Raw genomic sequence first — 23,775 nt, 5'->3', positions numbered from 1 at the left:
CCCGCTAGCTAGCCCGCTAACCCACGACCGCGAGCACTCGACCCCATGAACGCACGCCCAATAACCGCGCGCTGGCCGCTCGTCCGCTGGCGGCTGCTCGACGGCCTCATCGCCGGCGTCGCACTGATCCTGATGCTGGCCGGCCTGATCTGGCTGATCGCCGCCGGCCGGGGGCTGAGCGACACTCACGTCAGGCTCGGGCAGACGCCGGTGACCGTCTCCATGTCGGCCGAGACCGAGCACGCGCCCGTGGTCGTCATCGCCCACGGCTTCTCCGGCTCGCGCCAGATGATGGCCTCCTTTGCCCGCACCCTGGCGCGCAATGGCTATGTGGCCGTGAACTTCGACTTCCCCGGCCATGGCGCCAATCCTCGCCCGCTCGAAGGCGAGATCGGCGAACAGCGCCGTACCCAGATCCTGCTCGATGCGCTCGCGTCCGTGGTCGATTACGCCAGCACGCTGCCCCAATACGATGGCCGCCTGGCGTTAATTGGCCACTCCATGGCCGGCGATATCGCCGTGCGCTATGCCGATCAGAGATCCTCTAGCGGCCCCGCCGCTGATCTGGATGCGCTCGTCGCCGTCTCGCCCTACCTCTCGCAGGATCTTGGCGCGCATACACCCGGCCGCACACCGGACAATCTGCTCTTCATCTACGGCGCATGGGAACCGCAGATGATCCACGATCAAGGTCGCGCTGCGGTCGCGGCCGTGGCGAATCGACCGGCCGACGCGATTCAGCCCAACGTCACCTATGGCGACCATGGCGACGGCAGCGCACGGCGACTGGTCATCGCGGACAACGTCGAACACATCGGCGTGCTCTACAGCGCCAGCGCCCTCGAGGCTGCATTGAGCTGGCTCGATCAGGTCTTCGAGCACGCGGGCAGCGGCTGGGTCGACGCACGCGGCCCCTGGCTCGGGCTCTATTTCCTCGGCGTCGTGCTGCTCGCCTGGCCACTCTCGCACCTGTTGCCACGGATCAGCAGCGAACCGCTCGGGGCGGGTCTGGCCTGGCGCCAGCTATGGCCTGCGGCGCTCTTGCCGGCGCTATTCACACCGCTGATCCTATGGCCATTCCCCACCGATTTCCTGGCGATCGCGATCGCCGATTACATCGCCTTGCACTTCCTCGTCTATGCCGCGCTGACCGGACTCATGCTGGCGGTGATCCGCCGCCGGTCGAGCAAGGTCCCATCCCCTGCTCAGGCCGCAAGCCAACCTGTGGGGCGAGGCGGCGCAATGGAGCCCGGCAATGCCATGCGGCGCAGTCGTGCAACCCGCTCCTACGCAGCCTTCATGGTCGCGTTGCTGGCGGTCATCGCCTATCAGACCCTGACCATCGCCTTGCCGACCGATCGCTACGTCGCCGCCTTCCTGCCCGACCCACACCGTTTCGCCACCCTGCTCGTGCTGTTGGTCGCGACCCTGGCTTGGTTCATCGCCGATGAATGGCTCACGCGCGGGCGTGGCGCCTTCATCGGCGGCTACGCGCTCACCAAGGCGTTGTTCCTGCTCTCGCTGATACTGGCGGTGGTGCTGAATCTCGAGGAGCTGTTCTTCCTCGTCATCATCATCCCCGCCATCCTGATCCTGTTCGTGGTCTTTGGCCTCTTCAGTGGCTGGATCTATCGACGCACCGGACATCCACTGGTCGCCGCGCTCGCCAATGCCCTCGCCTTGGCGGTCGCGATCACGGTCAGCTTCCCGATCGCCGACTGACTCCACAGAATCCGCCCCCATGGACCCACCAAACGCCATGCGCCTGCTGCAATTGACCGATCTCCATCTCTATGCCGAGCCTGAGCGTCTGCTGCTCGGCCAATGCACGCGATGTACCTTCGAGCAGGTGCTGGCCCAAGCCCAGAGACAACACTGGCCACCGGACGCGATCCTCTTCACCGGCGATCTGGTCCATGACGAGCGGATCGAAGGCTATCGATACTTACGGCGGATGATCGACACGATCGACTGCCCCTGTTTCTGCCTCCCCGGCAATCATGACCGCCTCGACCTCCTGACCGCCGAGGTCGATCCCGGCGCCGATCAGGCGTGTCGCGTCGAACCGCTCGGCCCCTGGGATCTGTTGCTGCTGGATTCGACCATCGCCGGCTCGGAAGGCGGGCGGCTGCATGCCGACACCCTCGAGCGGCTCGCGCAGCATCTGGCGTCGGCCCCGCAGCGCCCGGCGCTGATCAGCGTCCATCACCAACCCGTCCCGGTGGGCAGTCGCTGGATCGACACCATGCAGATCGAGAACGGGGCCGAATTCATGGCCCTCGCCGAGCGCCATCCCCGACTGCGCGCCATCCTCTGGGGCCATGTGCATCAGGCCTTCGACCGCCAGTGTGGCCACATCAGGCTGTTGGCTACCCCGTCCACCTGCGCCCAGTTCAAACCCGGGAGTGACGACTTCGCGTTGGACGACCGGCCCCCAGGCTATCGCTGGCTCGAACTCGAGCCCGATGGCAGCCTGCGCACCGGGATCGAGCGTCTCGCGAGCAAGGCGCCGGGCGAGGACGACCGCGCGCGCGATCCCCGATCGCCGGCGTCCTAGCCTCCAGCGCTCAACGCGTCGCGAACCCGTTCAGCGGTCGATAATCCTGCGTCTCGCAGGCCACGGCCGAGACCTCGGCGGCTGTGGGACCACGATGCAGCCAGGCCTTGAAGCGCTCGAGCGCGCTGGCGTCACCGCAGGCCAGTACCTCGACGCGGCCGTCGGGCAGGTTGCGCGCATAGCCGGTGATGCCGAGCTGCTGTGCCTCCTTGGCCGCCGAGGCGCGGAAGGAGACGCCTTGCACGCGGCCGCTGACAAAACACCGGATGCAGCGCGCACCGGCCCATTCGGTGGGGTGATTGGAATCGGTCATCGCTCGTCACGCTTGTACTTGGTGAAGGTGGTGTCCTGATAGGCGCCCTCGAGCACATACTGGCCGAGCAGCATGAACTCTTCGCGATCGCGCGTGGCGCCGGTGTAGCGGGCAACCAGAGTGCCATCGAGATCGAAGAACGCGAACACTGGCGTCGCCCGCACCCGGAACTGCTTGAGCGCGAAGTCTTTCTGCGTCGCTGGATGGCCCTCGAAGTCGACGATCTCGAGATCGCCCTCGACATCGACCGGGAAGATCAGGAAGTGCTCGCGAAAGTAATCCTGCACCTGGGGTTGGTTGAGCACCGTCGTCTTCATGCGATGGCAGAACGGACATTCGTCCATCTCGAACATCAGCAGAAGGCCGACCTTGCCCTCATCGCGGGCGATCTCCAACTCTTCACTGAAATCACCAAAGGTCTGGTTGAAGAAGTGCTGGCCGGGATCGCGAGTCGCCTCGGTGGCCAGCGCGCAGGTGCCGAGGACCATCAGCAGCAGCGCGAGCAGGCGCGGGGGCGTCGACGGGATCAGGTGGCGTAAGCGCATCATGCAGGCGTCCTCTTGAGTGATCACTGGGGGTCGTCGGGTCTCGGTCTTCTCTAACGCGATCTCGGGCCTGTTGCTGCCAGCTTTCAACCTTGAACGCGAAATTGACACTCGGCCTGCGCCAGATCGACCTCGACCAGCGCCAGCGGCACGCGCTGATCCAACGCCAGGGGCTGCTTGGCGCGCACGCGCGTCTCCAGCGCCAGCGCCGGGATTAGCACCGTGGCCTTGCGCTCCTGCAGCTCGACCACGACGCCCTCGCCTGTCCACTGTGGCTGCTGTGCCAGATGCACCAGCTTCCAGTGCTGATTCGATTGCCGTTCCGCGCGGCGCACGATGAGCCCCCCCTGATCCGCCTCGCCAGCGCGCTGGCTCACCTGTTCGGCGCTCAGCGGCGCGCAGCCGCGCAGATGCGCGCGTAGCTGCTGATGCACCAGCAGATCGGCATAACGGCGCAACGGGCTGGTGGCGCGGGTGTAGGCGTCGAGCCCGAGGCCGAAGTGGCGGCCCGGCTCGCCGACCAGGGTGCGACTGGGTTTGAACAGGCGCCGATAGGCGACCATGCCAGCCATGGTCGTCGGCTGCTCGATGCGCTCCGGGGTCGGTTGGGTCGCGAAGGGGATCGGCAGCTCGCGCGCCAAACAGTAACGCGCCGCCGCCTCGCCGGCCATCAACATCATCTCGGTGACCATGGCGCGGGCGCCGGTGCGCGCGACTGGGCGGATCAGCACCTCGCCCTCGTGTACGCGCAGGCTGACCTCGGGGAGATCGAGTTCGGCCGCGCCTTGGACCAGGCGGCGATTGCGGTAGCGCGCGGCGCGCTGTGCGAACTCGGCCAGCGGTGGCTCGTCGAGCCGGCGATCGGCCTCGGCATAGCTGAGCCGTTGCACCCGCACCAGGCTCGACTGGATCTCGATCTCGCTGATCTCGCCCTCGGCATCGAGCCTCAGCCCGATGGACAGCGCTGGAGAGCATTCCTGGAGTCCAAGCCCGAGCTGCTCGGTGATGGCCACCGGTAGCATGTGGATGGTGCCCTCGGGCAGATAGAGGTTGGCGCCGCGCGCGCGCGCCTCGCGGTCGAGTTCGGAGTCCGGCTCCACCAGCGCGGCGACATCGGCGACATGGACCCAAATCCGATCGCCGTCCAGGCTGATCGCGTCATCCGGGTCCTGATTGCCCTCGTCATCGATCGCGAAGGCCGGCAGATGGGTCAGATCGAGCCGTGCTGGCTCGCCACTGATCTCAGCCGCGCCACTGAGACTCGGGATCGCCAGCGCCGGGTTGCCCACTGGCGCTCCGACCCGGGTCGGATAGGGATTGTGCGTTGGCGACCAATAACCGACCGAAACCAGCAGCCGATAGGCGCTCACCGGCGTCTCATCAAAGCCCAGCGCCTTGAGGATCCGGCTGTGCTCGCCCTGCAGATTGGCGAGCCGCTCGACCTCCTGCAGCGACGCGTGATCCTCGGGCTCGATGCGCTTCTCGCGCAGGCGCTCGAGCAGCGCCGCCCAGGCCTGATCGGCTTGCGCCTTGGCCTCGCGCTCGGCGCGGTCGCGTTCGATCAGTTCGAGGGCGCGTGGTCGCAACGCCTCGGCGGTGCCCTCGAACCAGAGGCCTTCGCTGAGGCGCTCCCAGGCCCCCCAGGCCGCGCCTGGGCTGTGCTCGCCATAGAGTAGCTCGGCCAGTTCCTTGAGATCGGTCTCGGTGTCCTCGAGCAGTTCCCAGGCCTCTTGCGGATGCACCTCGGGCGGGCGAATCTCCGCCAAGCTGGCAATCGGCCCCGGATGCAATGAGAAGATATCCTTCAGGCGCACGCGCTTGGTCTGCCCGCCTTCGATCTCGATCTCAATCTTCTCCGCTGCGGCCAGTACCCGCGCCGGTCGGCTCTTGTACACGACCAGGCTGCCGGTGCGCGGGATGGCTTGATGGGAGGACAATGTGTTGTTATCTCCAGAGCAGTGATCAGCGGTGATGGCGTGGCCGTTGGCCAACACCACGCTCGCGCGATGATGAAGCCACAGCAGGTTAGCGCTGGACAGCGCCGAACCCATCACTATATCAGCTGCGCTCAGCGCGCGACGCAATCCGCTATGATCGACGCGGCACAACCCCCTCGAACCCCGATACACCAAGCCGACCCGCGCCTTGCCGCCGGGCCGGTTGACGCACGAGTACCCCCAAGATGCATCAAGAGTGGCAAGCCTTTCTCGAGTCTCAAGGCGCACGCATCGGCAATGACGGCGCCGCGCGCTTCGACAATGCCGCAGCCGAGCCCAACTGCGCCGTGGTCGACCTCTCGCACCTCGGTCTGATCGCGGTCAGCGGTCCCGAGGCCACCGACTTCCTCCAAGGCCAGCTCAGCAACGACCTGCGCGAACTCTCCGAGACCCACAGCCAACTCAACAGCCATTGCAGCCCCAAGGGTCGGATGCTCGCTAACTTTCGCCTGTTGCGCTTCGAGGAGCGTCTGTTCCTGCTCTTGCCGCGCGTGCAGATGGAAACCCTGCTGAAGCGCCTGCGCATGTTCCTGCTGCGCGCCAAGGCGACGATCGACGACGCCAGCGACGCCTTGGTCTGCATGGGCATCGTCGGCGATTGCGCCGATGAGTCGCTCAGGCATGCCTTCGGCAGCCTGCCGAGCGAGCCGAACGCGATGGTCTGCGCCGGTGACACCGCGCTGATCCGGGTGGCCGATCCGACATCGCGCTATCATCTCATCGGCCCGGTCGAATCCGCGCGCGCCGCCTGGAAGGCCGCACGCGCTGCCGGCGCCGAGTTGGCCAATCCCGATCTCTGGGCCTTGCGCGATATCCGCGCCGGCCTGCCGACCGTATGGCCCGAGACCAGCGACAGCTTCGTGCCACAGATGGCGAACATGCACCTGATCGACGGGGTCAGCTTCCACAAGGGCTGTTATACCGGCCAAGAGGTGGTGGCGCGGATGCAGTATCTCGGTAAACTCAAACGGCGTATGTACCTCGCGCAGAGCCGGTTGGACGCCAATGCCGAGCCGCCCGCTCCGGGAACCGTCTTGTCCTCACCAGACAGCAGCTCGGAGCAAGGACCGGGGCTCGTGGTCGATGCCCGCCGTGGCGCATCCGGCGACTGCGAGATGCTGGTGGTCGCCGAGATCCAGGCCGCCGAGGAGGGCGAGCTGCGCCTTGGCGAGGACGGTCCGGTGCTCAGGATCAGCCCGCCACCTTACGGTTTTCCAGCCAATGTTTAATCACACCCCCGCACAGCGCCAAACGCGGCGCTATGGCCCAATCGAATTCCTTATGCTCGAGAACAACACCATCACACAGAATGTCGATCACGCCGAAGTGAGCAAGTTCGAGGCCCTCGCCTCGCGCTGGTGGGATCCGGACAGTGAGTTCAAACCCCTGCACGAGATCAATCCGCTGCGGCTCAGCTACATCCAGAGCCGCGTGCCACTAGCCGGACGCGAGGCGCTCGATGTCGGCTGCGGCGGTGGCATCCTCTCCGAGGCCATGGCGCTGGCCGGCGCCAAGGTCACCGGCATCGATATGGGCGAGGAACCGCTCAAGGTCGCCGAGCTGCATACCCTGGAGACCGGCGTCGAGGTTGATTACCGGCGGATACCCGTCGAGCAGCTGGCCGATGAACGCCCGGCCAGCTTCGACGTGGTCACCTGCATGGAGATGCTTGAGCATGTGCCGGATCCAGGCTCCGTCATCGACGCCTGCGCGCGCTTGGTGCGCCCCGGCGGCTACGTCTTCTTCTCGACCCTGAACCGTAACCCGAAGAGCTATCTGTTCGCGATCATTGGCGCCGAGTATGTGCTGAATCTACTGCCGCGCGGCACCCACAATTTCGCGCGTTTCATTCGCCCATCCGAACTCGATCGCTGGGTGCGGACCACGCCGCTGCGCGTCACCGATATCACCGGACTGAGCTACAACCCGGTTACGCGTCAGTATCGGCTGTCGAAGGATATCAACGTCAACTATCTGGTCACCTGCCAGATGCCGCAGACCCTCAATGCCTGAGCCGACGTCGCCTAGCGCGGTGCTGTTCGACCTGGACGGCACCTTCGCCGACACCGCGCCGGATATGGCTGCGGCGTTGAACCGGCTGCTGGCGCGCTATGACCGTCCGCCAGTGCTGCTCGAGCAGGCGCGCTGTCATGTTTCCTCGGGCTCGCGCGGGATGCTAGCGGTCGGCTTCGGACGGGTGCCCGGCGATCCCGACTACGAGCCGTTGCGCAGTGAGTATCTCGAGCTCTATGCGGCCAACATCTACTGCGAGACCTGCTTGTTTCCAGGCGTCGGCGAGTTGGTCGAAGCGCTCGACGCCCAAGGGGTTTGCTGGGGCATCGTGACCAATAAGCCGGGCTGGCTCACTGATCCACTGCTCGAGGCGATGGCGCTGCCGATCCAGCCCGCTTGCGTGGTCAGCGGCGATACCGCACCGCGCGCCAAACCGCATCCGGACTCGTTGTTCCATGCCTGCGGCATGATCGAGCGCGATCCGAGCGCCTGCTGGTACGTCGGTGATGATCATCGCGACATCCTCGCCGGGCGCGCGGCCGGCATGCGCACGCTTGCAGCGCTCTACGGTTATCTTGGCGTCGAGCTGCATCCCCGCGACTGGGGCGCGGACGGGCTACTCGAGCATCCGCTCGAGGTTTTGCGCTTCCTGGCGCTCGATCGGCCTCGCCTCCGCCCAGCCGCCGCGTCCGGTCCGGCTGATGTCGCCTGAGCGCTCCCGTTCAAGGACGCCAAGCAACCCGAGCGCCACGGAGCGCGCGGCCGACCCCTTGGGCGCGGCCGAGGGTGTCGACTTGGCCCACGGGGTACGATCATCGGCCAGCACGGCCAGCACGGCCAGCACGGCCAGTGCAGCCAGCGCCGAATGGCGCTTCCCGAACCGCGCCACCCCGCCCGGCTCGAGCGCCTACTACAGCGTGCGTCTCGCCGCCGCGCCGCACCGCGATGCCCTGGCCGCCCTGTTCGCCTGGCGCGCCGAGTTGCGCGCGATCCTGGACCAGGTCTCCGATCCCGGCGTCGCGCGCATCAAGCTCGACTGGTGGCGCAGCGAACTCGAGCGCCTCTTGGTCGGCGAGCCGCGCCATCCAATCAGTGAAGTCCTTGCACCAGCGGTGGCCGCACACCAACTGCCCGAGCAGCCCTTGGTCGCGCTCATCGTCAGTGTCGAGACAGCGCTGCGGAACCCGCGCCATCCCGACCTTGCCAGCCAGCGCCGTGCCGACGAGCAGGATCTCGGCGCGCTCTTCGAACTCCTTGCCCGCTGCGAAGGGGCCGACGAGGAGCAGCCGCTCGCCCAAGCCCGCCGTGCGGGTGGCTGGTGCGCCCAGGTGCGCCGCATTCGCGACGCCGGATGGCTGCTGCGCCAGGGTTGCGAGGTCCTGCCGGCCGACCAGCTCGCCACGGCTGGACTCAGCCAGGCAACGCTCACGGGCGCCGAGGGACGACACCGGCTACCCGCACTGCTGCGCGCGTTCGCCGAGCAGCTCCGCCGGCAGCCGTCAGAGCAGGATTTAGCCGGCCGCATTCCATCCGGGCTGACGCCAACGGTTCGCATCCACCTGCGCCTGCACCAAGACCTGCTCGCCGTCCTCGCGCGCAGCGGCTTCGATGTCGCCCATCAGCGCATCGGCCTTACCCCGCTGCGCAAGCTTTGGCTGGCGTGGAGGGCTAGCTTCTGACGCTTCCGTCTGTGCCGTTCGCCTCACGCCTGGACCACAACTAACTGATCCGATCAAACAGAACGACCGCTCGCATTGATGAAACACGACGACGTCGACATCCGTTGGCAACAACGCCTGAGCAACTACCCCACACTGACCGGCTCGCGCGCCAAGGGCACTTACCGACACGGCTCCGACATCGATATTGCGCTCTTCGGCCCAGCGCTGACCGCCGTCGATGTGCTCGGCCTGGAGGGCCGCATCGACGACCTGCTACTGCCCTATCAGGTCGATCTCTGCCAAGTCGATACGCTGGACAATACCGACTTGCTGGAGCACATCCAGCGCGTGGGACAACCACTCTATACCGCGCCATGAGACAGTCATTGGCGCTCCCCTCGGGATAACCCGACTGCCCTACTGCGACACGGCTGCTAGAATGGGGCCATGTTTGCCTAGCCTGGCCCCAAGGCCCCTGCCCCCATGGACATACTCCTTGCCAATCCACGCGGCTTCTGTGCCGGTGTCGATCGCGCCATCGATATCGTCGAGCGTGTGCTCGAACGCTATGGCGCACCGATCTACGTCCGCCACGAGGTGGTTCACAATCGCTATGTGGTCGAGGACCTGCGGCGTCGCGGCGCCATCTTTGTCGATGAGGTCGCTGAGATTCCGAACGGCGCTACCTGCATCTTCAGCGCTCATGGCGTCTCGCAACAGGTTCGCGAACAGGCCGCCGAGCGCGGTCTGCGGATCTTCGACGCCACCTGCCCACTGGTCACCAAGGTCCATCTGGAGGTCGCGCGGCACTGCAAGACCGGCTTCGATGTGGTGCTGATCGGCCACCGTGGCCATCCCGAGGTCGACGGCACGCTCGGCCAGTGCCAGGCCGAGGGCGGTCGTATGCACCTGATTGAGCACGCCGCCGAGGTCGCCGATCTGGTGGTCCAGGACCCGGATCGGGTCGCCTATGTGACCCAGACCACGCTTTCGGTCGATGAGACCGCTGGCGTCATCGACGCCCTGCGCGCGCGCTTCCCGAACCTGACCGGGCCGAAGAAGAGCGATATCTGCTACGCCACCCAGAACCGCCAGGACGCGGTGCGCGCGCTCGCCGCCGAGGCCGATCTGATGTTGGTGGTCGGATCGAGCAACAGCTCGAACTCGAACCGGCTACGCGAGCTGGCCGAGAAACAAGGCATCCCGGCCTATCTGATCGACGGCGCCGAGGATATCCAGCGCGACTGGCTGCGCGAGGGCGTTCGAGTCGCACTCACCGCAGGCGCCTCGGCCCCGGAGCTATTGGTAAAGGAGGTCATCGCCAAGCTTCAAGAATGGGGCGCTAGCGAGGTCAAGGAACAATCCGGGATTCGCGAGCAGGTCGTGTTTGCCCTTCCCAAAGAACTTCAACCGACAACTGCCGAGCCTTGTGTCGAGGCCGGCGCCGAGCAGAGTCACGTTTGAGCATGGCAAAGATCCTGATCATTGGTGGCGGGGTCATCGGCCTGATGACCGCGCGTGAGCTGGCCGAGGCCGGCGCCGAGGTAACCCTGGTCGAGATGGGCAGCACCGGCAAGGAGTCCTCCTGGGCCGGCGGCGGTATCCTCTCTCCGCTCTATCCCTGGCGCTATCGCGGCGCAGTCACGGCCTTGGCGAGCTGGAGCCAACGCGCCTATCCAGCGTTCTGCCAAACGCTGTTCGAAGAGACCGGCGTCGACCCCGAATACAACCGCTCTGGGTTAATGATCCTAGACCCGGATGCGCCTGATCTCGCCTTGCGCTGGGCGGACACCGAGCAGGCGGCGATGGAGCCGCTGGACCGAACCGCGATCGCCGAGAAGGAGCCGGGGCTAGAAGTCGACACGGACGGTGCGCTGTGGATGCCCGAGGTTGCGCAGATCCGCAACCCGCGGCTGACCAAGGCCCTGCATGCGAGCATCGGCAAGCGCATCGAGTTGCACGAGCGCGAGGAGGTGCTGGACCTGCTCGTCGAGGATGGCCGAGTACGCGGCGCCAAGACCACCGCCGGGCGCATCGAGGCCGACCATGTGATCGTCTGCACCGGCGCTTGGACCGCGCAACTGCTCGAGAAGCTCGGCCGCAAGCCCAATATCCATCCGGTCCGCGGGCAGATGATCCTGTTCTTTGCCAAGCCCGGTCAGATCCGCCACCTCTCGCTCTACCGCGAGCGCTATGTGATCCCGCGCAAGGACGGTCGGGTGCTGATCGGCAGCACGCTCGAGGAGGCCGGCTTCGAGAAACACACCACCGCCGAGGCCAAGGAAGAACTCTATCGCGTCGCGACCGAGATGTTCCCGTTGCTCAAGCGCACGCCGATCGAAGACCACTGGGCTGGACTGCGCCCAGGCTCGCCGAGCGGCATCCCCTACATCGGCCCCTATCCCGAGGTCGAGGGGCTCTATGTCAACGCGGGCCATTTCCGCAATGGGTTGGTCACCGGCCCGGCCTCGGCGCGACTGATCGCTGACCTGGTGCTCGCGCGTCCACCGATCCTGCCGCCCTCGGCTTACGCGCTGGATAGCCCGCGCCCCTAGCCCAGGCGCCAGCATGGCCACCGCGTCCCGCTCGAAGCGCGTTGCCAGCGACCCGTTGCGCATGCGCCTGTTCCGCGACCTGGTGCTGCTGATCGCGATGATGGTCGGCATCCTGGCCGGCATCAGCGCCCTGCTGATCAACGAGGTGAAGCGCGACTTTGCCAAGGTACGGCTACAGGATGCCTCGGCCCTGGTGCGCGACGAGGTCAATGGGCTCCTGCTGCCGGTTCGCCAGCAATTGCTGATCTTGCGCGATGGTTTACGCCATCGGGATCTGACCCCGAGCGGCAGCGAGGCGCTGACCGCACAACTGATGCCGTCACTGGCCCATATCGATCAGATGGCCGGCGTGGTCTTCGCCGACGACAGCGGGCGCGAGTATTTCCTCCGGCGCGAGGCGGGCGAGGCGGGGCCACGCTGGATCACGCGCGAACGCGAGGCGTCAGTCGTGGACGCTAGCGCTGACGAGGCTGGCGAGACGAGCAGCGTCGATCTCTTCATCTCCGAATGGAGCAGCGATGGTGAGCGTATCAGCTCACAGACGCAGCCGGGCACGCATGATCCGCGCACCCGCCCCTGGTTCCAGGCCGCCGTGCAGCAGCTTGAGGCCGACGCGGCACCAGCTCCTGACGCAAACGACGCCGCGCTGATGGCCACGCCGGAGCGGGTGAGCTGGAGCCTCCCCTACCAGTTCGACTGGCTGCGCGAACCTGGCATCACCGTCGCCACCGCCTGGCGCGAGGACGGGGCGCTGCGCGTGCTGGCCCTGGATGTGACCCTGGCCCGCATCCTGTCGACCTTGGCCCGCTTCCAGGTCGGCGAGACCGGAAAAGGCTTCCTGTTCGACCGTGAGGGCGGCGTCTATGGCCCGCCCACCGACAGCCTCGATGCGGCCACGGGGTTCTACAATCTCGAGCAGCGCCACGGCGGCACCATGGTCTTTGAGGCGATCGCGGCCTGGCGCGAGGCCGGTGAGCCCGAGGACACACCGATCCGCTTCGAGAGCGGCGGGCGTCATTGGTGGGGAGGTTTCGTGCCGCTCGAACCGATCAAGCGCAGCGCCTGGGTCGGCGTCGTCTTTCCGAGCAGGAGTCCGCTTGGGCTGCTGCAGCAACGCTGGCCGCTGTTTGCGGGGCTCGCGCTTGCCATCCTGGCGCTCGGTATCGGACTCGCGCTCTTGATCGTGCGCCACTACAGCCACCGGCTGCGTGAGTTGCCAAGGCTCGGCATCGACCGCAGCCAGCCAGAGAACGATCTCTACGACCTGATCGGGCGCGGTGAGAGCACCCATCTGGAATTCAAATCGACCATGCGCCTGAACCTGCGCAGCGGCAAGAACGACAAGGCGATCGAACTGGCCTGGCTCAAGGGCGTTGCGGCCTTTCTCAACAGCGAAGGCGGCATCCTGCTGCTTGGCGTTGCCGACGATGGCGAGGTGCTCGGTCTTGCTGCGGATGCCTTCGCCAACGACGACAAGTGCCTGTTGCACTTCAAGAACCTGGTCAATCAACATCTCGGTGCCGAGGCCATGCGCTGCCTTCAGTTCACGCTGTTCTGGCTGGATGACAAGCAGATCGGCGCCATCGAGTGCGAGCCCGCCAATGCCCCGGTCTATCTGCGCCAGGGCAACAGCGGCGAGGCGTTCCTGATTCGCACCGGCCCCTCGAACAGCGAACTCCCGATCAGCCGCGCCTTGAGCTACATCGACAGCCGCTTTTGAGGAGGCTGCCTCTGAACCGACCGCGCTCCGCCGTTCCCGACGTTGCCTCAGCGTACCTCAGTCTCGGAGGCAGCCTCGGCGGGGTCATCCTCGCGCCGCTGCCCGATCAGCGATCCAATCTTGTCGCCAGTCCACTGGAACATGACGTAGAGCCCTGGGATCACCAGGATGCCGAAGATGGTCGCGGCCAACATGCCGCCGAGCACCGTAAAGCCGAGGTGAATCCGCGAGTTGGCACCGGCGCCGGTGGCCAGCACCAGCGGTAAGAGGCCGATGATGAAGGCGAGCGCGGTCATCAGCACCGCCCGGAAGCGCATGCGCGCGCCGTCCAGCGCCGCCTCGAAGCGGCTCTTGCCATCCTCGCGCTGTTCCTTGGCGAACTCGACGATCAGGATCGCGTTCTTCGCCGCCAGGCCGATCAGCAGGATCAGACCGATCTGGGTATAGAGGTCGTTATCCAGTCCAACCATCCAGAGTGTCAGCAGCGCGCCGAGCACGGCGATGACCACCGAGGTCAGCACCGCGAAGGGTATTGCCCAGCTCTCGTAGAGTGCGACCAGGAACAGATAGCCGAACAAGAGGGCAAGTCCGAAGATCGCAGCCTCGCCGCCGGCGCTCTGCTCCGCCTCCTGATAGGACATCCCGGTCCACTCATAGGCATAGCCGTCGGGCAACGACTGCTTGGCGGTCTCCTCCATCGCCGCCATCGCCTCGCCGGTCGATTTGCCGGGCGGCGCGCTGCCGTTGATCGCCGCAGTCAGGAACTGGTTGTAGCGGAAGACCAGATTGGCCCCCAGCTCGTTGCGAATATCGGCAATCACCTCGATCGGCACCATCTCGCCTGTGTTCGAGCGCACATAGGTCGAGCCGATGTCAGCCGCTGCCGAGCGCGCATCCTGCTCGGCCTGCAGGTTGACCTGGAAGGTGCGCCCCAGATAGGTGAAGTTGTTCACATAGGTGCTGCCGAACACCGATTGCATGGTGTTGAACACCGCCGAGACCGGCACATCCAGGTATTGGGCCTGGGTGCGATCCAGATCCAGAAAGATCCGCGGCGTATCGGCACTAAAGGTCGAGTAGGCGTTGGACACGTCCGGGCTTTGATTGGCCGTGGCCAGATAGCCCTTCAAGACCTGGGTCAGATCCTGTGGCGACTGTCCGCCGAGCGCCTGCAGCTGCATCGCAAAGCCACCGGCATTGCCAAGACCCGGGATCGGTGGTGGTGGGAAGAGCAGGATATTGGCCGCCGATATCGCATTGAATTGCGCACCCAAGGTCTGCATCAGACTGCGGATCTGGGTCTCGGGCGTGGTGCGCTCGTCCCAGGGCTCGAGCACGATGACCGCAAGGCCAGCATCCGACGAGGGTGAGCTGGTCAGCAGGCTGAAGCCCGCAACCGTCAACACATTGGCGACACCCGGCGTTTTCGCCGCGATCTCGCGCACCTCGGCGAGCACCTCGCTGGTGCGCGGCAGCGCGGCGCCGCTGGGCAGACTGGCATCGAGGAAGAGCACGCCCTGATCCTCGTTCGGTAGGAACCCGGTGGGCAGCCGATCGATGATGAAGGCCGATGACCCGGCGGCGACCAGGATGAGGATGCCGGCAACCGCCGAGCGCCGCGCGATCAGCGAGACGACGTTCACATAGCCGTTGCGGGTCTTGTCGAGCCCGGTGTTGAACCACTTGAACGGGCCGCCAGTGGCCTCCTTCGGGGTACCGAGGAAGAGCGAGGTCAGCACTGGCGAGAGTGTCAGCGCGTTGATCGCCGAGATGGCGACCGCCGCCGAGATGGTCACCGCGAATTGTCGGAACAGCTCGCCGGAGATGCCGGGAATGAAGGCGACCGGCGCGAAGATCGCGAACAAGACCAGGGTGGTCGAGATGATCGGTCCGGTGACCTGCTGCATCGCCTTCAGGGTCGCGGCGCGGCGCTCGAGCCCCTCCTCGAGCATGATGCGCTGCACGTTCTCGACCACAACGATGGCGTCGTCAACTACCAACCCGATCGCCAACACCACCGCGAATAGGCTAATGGTGTTGGCCGAGAAGCCGGACGCGAGCAGCACGACGAAGACCCCGATCAGCGACACCGGGATGGTGACCGCCGGAACGATGGTCGCACGCAGATCCTGCAGAAAGATGTACACCACGACGAGCACGATAAAGGCGGTGATCGCCAGGGTCACGATGATCTCGTGGATCGAGGCGGTGACGAAGAGGGTCGAGTCGTACATGATTTCGGCGGCAACCCCATCGGGGAAGCGCGCTTTCAGCGTCTCGAGCTGGGCGCGAACCCCTTCGGCCACGCCGAGCGCATTAGCGCCGGGTGCCTGATAGATGGCGATACCGGCGGACGGCTTGCCATTGAATTTGGTCACCGCGCTATAGGACTGCGAGCCGAGTTCGACCTCGGCGATATCGGAGACGCGCACGATGGCTCCATCATCGGCGGTGCGCACGACGATCTGACCGAACTCTTCCGGCGTGATCAGCTGTCCTTCGGTGACAATGGTGAACTGCGAAACCTGATCATCGCCGATCGGCGGCGCGCCGACCGAGCCCAGCGCCGCCTGGATGTTCTGCTGTTGGATCGCCTGCTTGACATCCTGTGGCGAGATGCCGAGCGCCGCCATGCGCGCTGGCTGCAGCCAGATCCGCATCGAATAATTGAGCGGGCCGAACTGATTGGCCTCGCCGACACCAGTGACGCGCGCCAGTTCATCCTGAATATTGATGGTCGCGAAGTTCGACAGGAACAGCGCGTCCTTACTCTCATCCGGCGAGTAGACGGAGACCACCAGCAGCAGATTGGTGGACTCCGCCTGCACCGTGACGCCCAGCGCCTGCACCTCCTGCGGGAGCAAGGCCAGAGCCTGCGAGACCCGGTTCTGGGTATTGACTTGCGCGATATCCGAATCGGTGCCGACCTCGAAGCTGACCGTCAGCGTATAGCTGCCGGCGCTAGAGGCGACCGAGGACATGTAGAGCATGTCCTCGACGCCGTTGACCTGTTGCTCGATCGGGCTGCCGACGGTATCGGCGATGGTCTGGGCATCGGCGCCGGGGTAGGTCGCCGTGACCTTGACCACGGGCGGCGTGATATTCGGATACTGCGCCACCGGCATGGCGAAGATCGCCAGCAGACCGGCGACCACCAGCACGATCGAGACCACGGCCGCCAGCCGCGGCCGCTCGACGAAGGTCTTGGAGATCATTGGCTGTTATCCGCTCCGTTGACTTGCGCAGGGGCACTGCCGGCATCGGAAGCCGCCGAGGGCGCCGCCTCGCTCTGCTTGACCGGCTTGACCTCCATCCCCGGCTTGACCTTTTGCACCCCGGAGACGATGACGATCTCACCACTCTGCAGGCCCGAGGTCACTGCGTAACCGGTGCCGACCTGGATACCTGTCTTGATGGTGCGCTGCTCGACACGATGGTCCTGGCCGACGAGGTAAACTTGCTCGCCATCGCGGGTGCGCAAGATCGCCGAGGCCGGCACCACCGGCTCCTGCTTGGTCTCGGCGGTGCGCACCAGCGCGGTGACGAACTGGCCCGGCAGCAACAGGCGATCCGGGTTCGGGAAATCGGCGTAGATCGGGATCGTGCCGGTCGCTGGGTTGACCTGATTATCGGCGAAGGAGACCTTGCCCTGGTGGGCATAGGTCTTGCCGGTCGGCAGGATGAGATGCGGCACGAACAGATCCCGAGCATGGTCCGCGCCATCGTCCGCCACCTGCTCTTGGATACGCACGAAATCCGCGCTTGGAATCGAAAAAACGGCGCGGATCGGATCGAGCTGCACGACCGTTGCCAAGGTGCCACTGCCGGGGTTGACGAGGTTGCCCTCTGTGTAATTGGTCGCACCAATGCGCCCGGCAATCGGGCTCGCGATGGTGGTATAGCCAAGATTGATCTTGGCCGACTCGATCGCGGCCTGCGCCTGCTTGATGCTGGCCTTGGCGTTCTCGACATTGGCCGCAGCCTCGTCGCGCTGCGCTTTGGCGCGGTCGAAATTGGTCTGCGAGGTGTCGCCCTTCTTCACCAGCACTTCAAAGCGCTCGAAATCGGCCTGCTTGTCTTCCAGGGTCGCCGTGGCGCTGGCCAGTCCCGCCTCGGCTGCCGCGAGCTGGCCTTCGGCATTGGCCAATGTCGCCTGATATTGATCCTGCTCGATCTGATAGAGCAGCTGATCCTTCTCGATCGGATGGCCCTGCTTGAACGCGACCTGCTCCAGGAAGCCCTCAACCCGCGCGCGCACATCGACCGACTGGATGGCCTTGATGGTGCCGATGTAGCGCCGCTCGGCGGCGACATCCTGCTTCTGCACCGCAGCGACGACGACCGAGGGCGGCGGCGTCTTCGACCCACCGGCCTTGTCTACCTGATCGCTGTTGTCGTCAGCAAAAGCGATGACCGTCGCCGCGCACAGCAGCGCGCCGCCGAAGAGCACCGAGGCACGCCCGAGCTGCGGCCGATGGCGCTGGTGCAGCCGCCGGTGCAGTCCTGGCAGCCTCGGCCAGGCAGGCATGGAGGCCGCCTCGATGGCCTCCGCCACAGCGCTCGCGGCACTCGCGCTTGCGGCGCGCGATCTGGATTCCGATGGCGTCCGACTCATCAATGCTGACTCCTCAAAAAGGTGCTGAAGCGCGATCAACAGCGTCCAGCTAATAGAAACGTTGAGCCGGTGGTTCTGGCTTTGGCAGTTGGCTCAGCACCTTAGCCACATCCTCGCTGAACCGGCCGAGACAGCGGCTCATGGCCGCCACTATGGCTTCCGACTGATCAGCGGCGAGCATCCGATGAGCCGCAGGCTCGGATTGATCCTGACCCACGCCCCTCGGCAGCGGCGCGATCGGGCAATGATAAAGGTCTTCACGCGAGGCCAGGGACTGCTCGAGGCGCGGGTCCATCACGGCCCAACGCACCTTGAGGGTGGCATCGCCGCCTTCTTGGCGTCCTTCGAAGCTGACCACCTCGGCGGTGATGCGAAAATCGAGTGGCATGCGCGATTCGGAGGGGTAGATCAGGATGCGGCTGGTATCGAGCAGGTAGCCCAGGTTCTCACCCCAGACCCGCAGGAAGTCGTCCTGCAGGGTGCCGCCCCAGCGATTGAATTCGGCCAGCTCGAGACGGTTGGAGCCATCGCGCACCACGAGCTGCGGCCGATCCAGGAACTGCGGAAACACCACCGGACCGATGCCGACTGCCAGCTTGCCACCGCTGATATCACCGGGTAGCCCTTGCGCCTCGGGCAGTGGCGTCAAGGTGTAGAAGCGCGACGAGGGCGAGGTGGCGCAAGCGCTCAGCAACGCGAGCATCAGGAACCCAAGGATCGGTCGTCTCAGTGCATGGATCATCGCTGCATTCCCCCCTTGCCCCGAATCAGGGCCTCTGGATGTCGATCCAGGTAATCCGCAAAGGTGCGAATCGACCGCGCTGCGGCGCCTAGGTCTCGCATTGTACGCAGGGTTTCGCCACTGAGGGGGCCCTCGGGGCCGATCAGGCTGTTGATGTTGGCCACCGTCTGGTCGGCTTGGCGCAGCAGCCGTGTCAGCTCGGGCGCCATGGTGGCGTCGAGCTGGCCGGCCACCGAGCGCAAGTCCGCGATCGTTTGTTCGAGGTCGGTGAGCGCCTGCTTGGTCTCCTCGGAGTCGACCAAGCCACGCGTACTGGCCAGGATACCGGTGAGATCATCGCCGATGTGCTCGAGCGGAAAGGCCTCGATCTTGGCCAGGATGTTCTTGACCTTGGTCGCCACCGCCTCGATCGGTGCCGGCACTGTGGGCAAGACCGTATAGCCACCTTGCTTACCCAAGGTCGCGCTTGGCGCGTCGGGATGGAAGTCCAGATCCACATACAGCTGCCCGGTGAGCAGATTGCCGGTCTGCAACTGCCCGCGCATCCCACTGGCGACGAGCTGGCTCAGGAGGTTGGGATTGTTGACCAGCGTGCGCTCGACACCCTCGTCCACGGTAATGCGCTCTGGCTCGATTTCGATCAGTACCGGGATCGAGAAGTCCAACTGATCGGGGTCGAAGCGCAATTGGATATCGAGCACCTCGCCCACCTGTATCCCCTGAAGCAACACCGGCGCGCCGACACTGAGCCCACGCACCGAGCCCGAGAACACCATCAGATAGCGTTGCTTGTTGAGGTAGATGCGCTCATGGGCCGCGCGCCGGTTCGGGTACAGCGGGAAGAACTGATCGGCGGTCGCCGGCGCGCCCTTGGTGTCGATCATCCTCGGGGTATCGAAGGCAACCCCGCCCAGCACCAGCGACAGCAAGGATTCGGTATCGACGGTGACGCCATCGGCGGAGAGACTGACATCGATGCCACTGGCATTCCAGAAGCGCGTGTTGACATAGACCAGCCGATCATGCGGCTTGGTGACGAAGACATCGATGGTGACGGCGCCGCCGTCGTTGTCGAGTTCGTAATTCACCACCTGACCGACTTGGATGTGGCGGAAATAGACCGGCGAGCCCAGGTTTAGCGAGCCGAGCGTCGACGAGCGCAGCCGGAAACGTGTGCCAGGTTCATTGGTGGTGATCACCGGCGGATCGGCCAGACCCTTGAAGTCGCGCGTCGACTTGCCATCGGTAACCGGATCGATGGCGATATAGGCCCCGGAGAGCAGCGTCTCCAAGCCCGAGACCTGACTTGCGGTCACGCGCGGGCGGGCCACCCAGAAGCGGGTCTTATCGGTGAGATAGTGCTCCGAGCCGCTAGTCAGTTGCGCCTTGACCTCGACCCCATCCAAATCATCGGTGACGCTGATCGCGCTCACCTGGCCGATCTCGACATCCTTGAACTTGACCTTGGTCTTGCCGGCCTGCAACCCGGAGGCGCTCTTGAAGCTGATGGTGATGGTGGGGCCCTGCTCGGACCAGGTCTTGTATGCCAGCCAGCCGCCAACCGCCAGCGCCAGGATCGGCAGCAGCCAGACCAGCGAGATGCGGTCCGCCTTGACCACCCTGGCCTCGGGTAACGGGGCGGCCGGCATCGGCACACCGGTTTCCGGCGGGTCGGGGACGTTGCGCGCGTCGGGTCGGTCCTGCTCAGACGGCATCGGCAACGCCCTCCCGGCCTGCGGGTGAGCCCTTGGACGGGGCGGATCGATCCGGCGCCCGATCCGGCTCCTGCCCAGCCTGGGCCGCAGCATCCCAGATCAGGCGCGGATCGAAGCTCATCGCCGCGAACATGGTCAGGATCACCACCGCGCAGAAGAATACCGCACCCGCCTCGGCCTGGATGCTGGCGAGATTGCCCAGATGCACCAGCGCCACCAGGATGGTCACCACATAGACATCGACCATCGACCACCGGCCAATCGCCTCGGTCAGGCGGTAGAGGCGTGTTCGGTCACGCGGACGCCAAAGTGATCGCATCTGCACCGAGAGCAGCAGCAAGATCAGGATCAAGAGTTTCAACAGCGGCACGAAGATACTGGCAATGAAGAGGATGGCGGCCAAGGGCAGCATGCCATGTTCCAAGAGGAAGACGACGCCGCTGAAGATGGTATCCGATTGTGTCTGCCCGAGGCTGGTGACGGTCATCACCGGATAGACATTCGCGGGCACATAGAACGCCAGCGCGGCCAGCACCAGCGCCCAGGTGCGCTGGAGGCTCATCGGCTTGCGCCGGTGCAGGATCGCCCCGCAGCGCGGGCAGCGCAGGCGCACGCCGCTCAACGGCGTCCCGCCGACGGCGGTTCCCAGATGAGCCTCGAGCTGAGCGCCCGGTCCCAGCTCGCGCAGCGCCTCCTGCTCCGGCACCACCAGCTCGCAGACCGTGCAACCGAGCACCCGCTCGCCGATACGCGGCCCGCGCCGGACGCGCTCCGGCAGCGGCACCCGCTCCCAGACGATACCCGGATCGAGCGCCGCCTGCGCTGCAGCCAGCACGAAGATCAGCAACACGAACGCGAACAGCGAGGTGCCGGGGACGATGGTCGCCATGTCCGCGAGCTTGACCACCGAGACCAGGATGCCGATCAAGAAGACATCCATCATGCCCCAGGGCAGCATGGTCTTGAACCAGCGAAACAGCGTCGGATAGCCGGGCGGCAGCCGGCGACCGAGTTTCAACGGGCCCAACACCATCAGCAGCAGCACCAACTGCAGACCGGGCGCCAGGATCGCGGTGAAGAAGACCACCGCCGCCACCTCGCCCTTGCCCTGCTCGGTGAGGTCGGCGACACCGCTAAAGAGCGTCGTCTCGGTGCGCTGCCCCTGCATCTCGAACGAGAGGAACGGGAAGCTATTGGCAACGACGAACAGGATCAGCCCGGTGAGCGCGAAGGCCAGGGTACGATCCAGGCTCGCCGGCCGATGCCGATGCAGCTGATGTCCACAGCGCACGCAACGCGAGGAACCACGCGGCGGCAACGGTGGACTGCGCTGTAAAAGATCGCACTCCTCGCACAGGCTGAGATGGGTCTCGGACATAGGCATTGAATCAGAACACGGCAGGTCAGACTGCGTACAGGAGCACCGCGATCAACAGCAGCGCCGCCTCGGTCAGCTCGACCAGGGCACCGGCGGTGTCGCCGGTGAAGCCGCCGAGACGCTCGAGCATGCTGCGCCGCCAGAAGAACAGCAGCATGCCGGCCGCGCCAACCAGCGCGATGCCAAGCGACCAAAGCCCAGCGATGACACAGAGCAGCAGCGTGAGCGACCCACTCAGGGCGAGCCCCAAGCTGGCAGCGCGGCGCGGAAGGGTTTCACTCAGCGCGGCGCCCAGCCCATCGGGGCGCGCCGAGGCGGTGGTCAACGGCAATGCGAGCAGTTGCGCGCGCGCCAGTGCTGGCGTCAGCAACAAGATCAGCGCGCCAGCCGGCCCCGCAGGCAAGGACGCGAGCGCGGCGAATTTGACCAGCAGGATCAGCACCAGCGCAACCACGCCCATCGAGCCAGTCAGCGGGTCCTTGAGGATCGTCAAGGTCCGCTCGCGGCTGCCGAGCCCGCCAACCCAGGCATCGGCACAGTCACCGAGCCCGTCCAGGTGCAAGCCGCCGGTACTCCAGACCCAAAACGCGAGCAGCAGCGCGGCGGTCGCGAGCGGCGGCGCGTTGCCGGGCAGGCTGGCAACCCCAAGCCAGAGCAGCAGGAGTGTCGTGCCAAGGAAGAGCCCAACCAGCGGATAGCAGAGCGCGGAGCGCCCCAGCACGACCGGACTCGCCTCGATGGGGCTCGCATCGGTGAACGCGGGCAGCGGCACTCGAGTCAGAAAGCGGAAGGCGACCAGGCAAGGGATGCGAAGATCCCGAAAACGCGTCATCCCGTAACCTCCAGGTCCACCTCAAACCGCAAGCTCAAACTGCGAGGTCAGCAATGCCAGCCGAATCGAGCCCAGGACAGCCTCGGACCTTGGCTCGGGCGCTAGGCTCGGTTCGAGCGCCAACGCTGGATGCCGGTCACCACGGCAACGGCCGCCGCGCCAGCCAGAACCCCGACCAGGCCATTGACGAGCATCGGCGTCAGCGCCCCGAGCATGCCGCCGAGCCCATGCACAAGATGCTCGAGCCCGTGATGCAGCGCTGGGATGCCGTGGACCAGGATGCCACCGCCGACCAAGAACATCGCGATCATCCCAAGCACCGACAGCGTCTTCATCAGATAGGGCGCGGCAACGAGGATCGCGCGGCCCAGCGCGCGCTTGGCGCGATCCGCCGAGGCCTCGCCCTCGGTCTCGGTCAGCGCAACACCGGCGTCGTCGAGTCTGACGATCCCAGCGACGAGCCCATAGACGCCGACCGTCACCGCCAGCGCGATGCCCGAGAGCACCAGCACGCGGGTCAGCAGGGGTGCAGCGGCGACGACCCCGAGTGTGATTGCGACGATCTCGGCCGACAGGATCAAGTCGGTGCGGATCGCGCCCTTGATCTTGTCTTTTTCCAGCGTCTTGAGATCGGTGTCAGGGTCGGCCAGGGCCTGCCTGATCTCCTTGCGGTGCGCCTGCTCCGCATCGGCATCCTGCAGGTACTTGTGCGCGAGCTTCTCGAAGCCTTCGTAACAGAGGTACAGCCCGCCCATCATCAGCAGCGGCGTGATCGCCCAGGGCGCAATGGCGCTGATCACCAGTGCTGCCGGCACCAGGATCAGCTTATTGACCAGCGAGCCTTTGAACACCGCCCAGACCACCGGCAGCTCGCGCTGGGCGCGCACGCCGGTCACCTGCTGTGCGTTCAGCGCCAGATCATCGCCCAGTACAGCGCCGGTCTTGCGCGCGGCAATCTTCGCAAGAAGCGAGACATCGTCGAGGACGGTGGCAACGTCATCGATCAGGGCAAGTAGGCTGGTAGCGATCTCGAAACCCCTTCAAGCCGGAGAGACTGGACGATCAATGATCGCCGATTCGGCTATGGAAGTTACCAGCACCATCCCGAGCGAACAAGCACTGCACGAGGCAG

Annotated in this window: 20 protein-coding genes; 10 read left to right on the top strand and 10 right to left on the bottom strand. The window is 65.6% G+C overall.

Features of this window, described 5'->3' with window-relative positions:
* Nucleotides 1-45: 45 nt before the first annotated feature.
* Nucleotides 46-1,722, top strand: coding sequence for an alpha/beta hydrolase (locus AC54T3_RS02875; RefSeq protein ID WP_496622171.1), 1,677 nt, complete (start codon nt 46-48; stop codon nt 1,720-1,722).
* Nucleotides 1,723-1,741: 19 nt separating this feature from the next.
* Nucleotides 1,742-2,557, top strand: coding sequence for a 3',5'-cyclic-AMP phosphodiesterase (gene cpdA, locus AC54T3_RS02870; protein ID WP_496622169.1), 816 nt, complete (start codon nt 1,742-1,744; stop codon nt 2,555-2,557).
* Nucleotides 2,558-2,567: 10 nt separating this feature from the next.
* On the opposite strand, the gene AC54T3_RS02865 is transcribed toward cpdA, so the two are convergent.
* The 3 genes from AC54T3_RS02865 to AC54T3_RS02855 form a co-directional block, all read right to left on the bottom strand.
* On the bottom strand, nt 2,568-2,870 hold the full coding sequence (locus tag AC54T3_RS02865) for an acylphosphatase (protein ID WP_496622167.1): 303 nt from the start codon (nt 2,868-2,870) through the stop codon (nt 2,568-2,570).
* Entirely contained in the window at nt 2,867-3,415 is a 549-nt protein-coding gene (locus AC54T3_RS02860; protein WP_496622282.1) for a thioredoxin family protein, read from the bottom strand. Before AC54T3_RS02860 ends, AC54T3_RS02865 begins: the two co-directional genes overlap by 4 nt.
* 86 nt (nt 3,416-3,501) lie before the next feature.
* Entirely contained in the window at nt 3,502-5,352 is a 1,851-nt protein-coding gene (locus AC54T3_RS02855) for an RNB domain-containing ribonuclease (protein WP_496622165.1), read from the bottom strand.
* Between the two features lie 245 nt (nt 5,353-5,597).
* On the opposite strand from AC54T3_RS02855, the gene ygfZ reads away from it, so the two are divergent.
* The 8 genes from ygfZ (at nt 5,598) to AC54T3_RS02815 (ending at nt 13,361) form a co-directional block, all read left to right on the top strand.
* Nucleotides 5,598-6,641 carry a CAF17-like 4Fe-4S cluster assembly/insertion protein YgfZ gene (gene ygfZ, locus AC54T3_RS02850; RefSeq protein ID WP_496622163.1) on the top strand — a complete coding sequence of 348 codons (1,044 nt, stop codon included), beginning with the start codon at nt 5,598-5,600 and terminating at the stop codon, nt 6,639-6,641.
* A 52-nt stretch (nt 6,642-6,693) separates the two neighbouring features.
* Nucleotides 6,694-7,425: a bifunctional 2-polyprenyl-6-hydroxyphenol methylase/3-demethylubiquinol 3-O-methyltransferase UbiG gene (gene ubiG / locus AC54T3_RS02845; RefSeq protein WP_496622162.1), complete on the top strand. Its 732-nt coding sequence runs from the start codon at nt 6,694-6,696 to the stop codon at nt 7,423-7,425.
* Nucleotides 7,418-8,137: an HAD family hydrolase gene (locus AC54T3_RS02840; RefSeq protein WP_496622161.1), complete on the top strand. Its 720-nt coding sequence runs from the start codon at nt 7,418-7,420 to the stop codon at nt 8,135-8,137. The genes ubiG and AC54T3_RS02840 overlap by 8 nt, the downstream gene beginning before the upstream one ends.
* Nucleotides 8,127-9,104 (top strand): squalene/phytoene synthase family protein, encoded by a 978-nt coding sequence (locus tag AC54T3_RS02835; protein ID WP_496622159.1) that lies wholly within the window; start codon nt 8,127-8,129, stop codon nt 9,102-9,104. Before AC54T3_RS02840 ends, AC54T3_RS02835 begins: the two co-directional genes overlap by 11 nt.
* A 78-nt stretch (nt 9,105-9,182) precedes the next feature.
* Nucleotides 9,183-9,464, top strand: a complete 282-nt coding sequence (locus AC54T3_RS02830) for a nucleotidyltransferase family protein (RefSeq protein WP_496622157.1) — start codon at nt 9,183-9,185, stop codon at nt 9,462-9,464.
* A 105-nt stretch (nt 9,465-9,569) separates the two neighbouring features.
* Complete coding sequence (gene ispH, locus AC54T3_RS02825) at nt 9,570-10,550, top strand: 4-hydroxy-3-methylbut-2-enyl diphosphate reductase (RefSeq protein ID WP_496622155.1); 981 nt, start codon at nt 9,570-9,572, stop codon at nt 10,548-10,550.
* 2 nt (nt 10,551-10,552) lie between these two features.
* Nucleotides 10,553-11,641, top strand: a complete 1,089-nt coding sequence (gene thiO / locus AC54T3_RS02820; RefSeq protein WP_496622153.1) for a glycine oxidase ThiO — start codon at nt 10,553-10,555, stop codon at nt 11,639-11,641.
* A 13-nt stretch (nt 11,642-11,654) separates the two neighbouring features.
* Nucleotides 11,655-13,361 (top strand): RNA-binding domain-containing protein, encoded by a 1,707-nt coding sequence (locus tag AC54T3_RS02815; protein WP_496622151.1) that lies wholly within the window; start codon nt 11,655-11,657, stop codon nt 13,359-13,361.
* A 47-nt stretch (nt 13,362-13,408) separates the two neighbouring features.
* On the opposite strand, the gene AC54T3_RS02810 is transcribed toward AC54T3_RS02815, so the two are convergent.
* The 7 genes from AC54T3_RS02810 to AC54T3_RS02780 all read right to left on the bottom strand — a co-directional run bounded on the left by AC54T3_RS02810 (nt 13,409) and on the right by AC54T3_RS02780 (nt 23,671).
* Nucleotides 13,409-16,576, bottom strand: coding sequence for an efflux RND transporter permease subunit (locus AC54T3_RS02810; protein ID WP_496622149.1), 3,168 nt, complete (start codon nt 16,574-16,576; stop codon nt 13,409-13,411).
* Nucleotides 16,573-17,976, bottom strand: a complete 1,404-nt coding sequence (locus tag AC54T3_RS02805) for an efflux RND transporter periplasmic adaptor subunit (RefSeq protein WP_496622147.1) — start codon at nt 17,974-17,976, stop codon at nt 16,573-16,575. The genes AC54T3_RS02810 and AC54T3_RS02805 overlap by 4 nt, the downstream gene beginning before the upstream one ends.
* 49 nt (nt 17,977-18,025) lie before the next feature.
* Complete coding sequence (locus tag AC54T3_RS02800; protein WP_496622145.1) at nt 18,026-18,718, bottom strand: PqiC family protein; 693 nt, start codon at nt 18,716-18,718, stop codon at nt 18,026-18,028.
* Entirely contained in the window at nt 18,715-20,433 is a 1,719-nt protein-coding gene (locus AC54T3_RS02795; RefSeq protein WP_496622143.1) for a PqiB family protein, read from the bottom strand. The genes AC54T3_RS02800 and AC54T3_RS02795 overlap by 4 nt, the downstream gene beginning before the upstream one ends.
* On the bottom strand, nt 20,423-21,811 hold the full coding sequence (locus AC54T3_RS02790) for a paraquat-inducible protein A (RefSeq protein WP_496622141.1): 1,389 nt from the start codon (nt 21,809-21,811) through the stop codon (nt 20,423-20,425). Before AC54T3_RS02790 ends, AC54T3_RS02795 begins: the two co-directional genes overlap by 11 nt.
* Before the next feature lie 25 nt (nt 21,812-21,836).
* Nucleotides 21,837-22,643: an adenosylcobinamide-GDP ribazoletransferase gene (cobS, locus tag AC54T3_RS02785; protein ID WP_496622139.1), complete on the bottom strand. Its 807-nt coding sequence runs from the start codon at nt 22,641-22,643 to the stop codon at nt 21,837-21,839.
* Between the two features lie 101 nt (nt 22,644-22,744).
* Entirely contained in the window at nt 22,745-23,671 is a 927-nt protein-coding gene (locus AC54T3_RS02780; RefSeq protein WP_496622281.1) for a DUF808 domain-containing protein, read from the bottom strand.
* Nucleotides 23,672-23,775: the final 104 nt, after the last annotated feature.

The sequence above is a fragment of the Halochromatium sp. NSM3 genome, from assembly GCF_059621085.1.
Note: the sequence above shows the minus strand (reverse complement) of the source record. Positions and strands in the feature narration are given on the sequence as shown.

What these genes read in the sequence shown, in the direction of transcription:
- AC54T3_RS02875 (WP_496622171.1), top strand. Translation starts at nt 46, where the DNA reads ATGAACGCACGCCCAATAACCGCGCGCTGGCCGCTCGTCCGCTGGCGG.
- cpdA (WP_496622169.1), top strand. Translation starts at nt 1,742, where the DNA reads ATGGACCCACCAAACGCCATGCGCCTGCTGCAATTGACCGATCTCCAT.
- AC54T3_RS02865 (WP_496622167.1), bottom strand. Translation starts at nt 2,870, where the DNA reads ATGACCGATTCCAATCACCCCACCGAATGGGCCGGTGCGCGCTGCATC.
- AC54T3_RS02860 (WP_496622282.1), bottom strand. Translation starts at nt 3,415, where the DNA reads ATGCGCTTACGCCACCTGATCCCGTCGACGCCCCCGCGCCTGCTCGCG.
- ygfZ (WP_496622163.1), top strand. Translation starts at nt 5,598, where the DNA reads ATGCATCAAGAGTGGCAAGCCTTTCTCGAGTCTCAAGGCGCACGCATC.
- ubiG (WP_496622162.1), top strand. Translation starts at nt 6,694, where the DNA reads ATGCTCGAGAACAACACCATCACACAGAATGTCGATCACGCCGAAGTG.
- AC54T3_RS02840 (WP_496622161.1), top strand. Translation starts at nt 7,418, where the DNA reads ATGCCTGAGCCGACGTCGCCTAGCGCGGTGCTGTTCGACCTGGACGGC.
- AC54T3_RS02835 (WP_496622159.1), top strand. Translation starts at nt 8,127, where the DNA reads ATGTCGCCTGAGCGCTCCCGTTCAAGGACGCCAAGCAACCCGAGCGCC.
- AC54T3_RS02830 (WP_496622157.1), top strand. Translation starts at nt 9,183, where the DNA reads ATGAAACACGACGACGTCGACATCCGTTGGCAACAACGCCTGAGCAAC.
- ispH (WP_496622155.1), top strand. Translation starts at nt 9,570, where the DNA reads ATGGACATACTCCTTGCCAATCCACGCGGCTTCTGTGCCGGTGTCGAT.
- thiO (WP_496622153.1), top strand. Translation starts at nt 10,553, where the DNA reads ATGGCAAAGATCCTGATCATTGGTGGCGGGGTCATCGGCCTGATGACC.
- AC54T3_RS02815 (WP_496622151.1), top strand. Translation starts at nt 11,655, where the DNA reads ATGGCCACCGCGTCCCGCTCGAAGCGCGTTGCCAGCGACCCGTTGCGC.
- AC54T3_RS02810 (WP_496622149.1), bottom strand. Translation starts at nt 16,576, where the DNA reads ATGATCTCCAAGACCTTCGTCGAGCGGCCGCGGCTGGCGGCCGTGGTC.
- AC54T3_RS02805 (WP_496622147.1), bottom strand. Translation starts at nt 17,976, where the DNA reads ATGAGTCGGACGCCATCGGAATCCAGATCGCGCGCCGCAAGCGCGAGT.
- AC54T3_RS02800 (WP_496622145.1), bottom strand. Translation starts at nt 18,718, where the DNA reads ATGATCCATGCACTGAGACGACCGATCCTTGGGTTCCTGATGCTCGCG.
- AC54T3_RS02795 (WP_496622143.1), bottom strand. Translation starts at nt 20,433, where the DNA reads ATGCCGTCTGAGCAGGACCGACCCGACGCGCGCAACGTCCCCGACCCG.
- AC54T3_RS02790 (WP_496622141.1), bottom strand. Translation starts at nt 21,811, where the DNA reads ATGTCCGAGACCCATCTCAGCCTGTGCGAGGAGTGCGATCTTTTACAG.
- cobS (WP_496622139.1), bottom strand. Translation starts at nt 22,643, where the DNA reads ATGACGCGTTTTCGGGATCTTCGCATCCCTTGCCTGGTCGCCTTCCGC.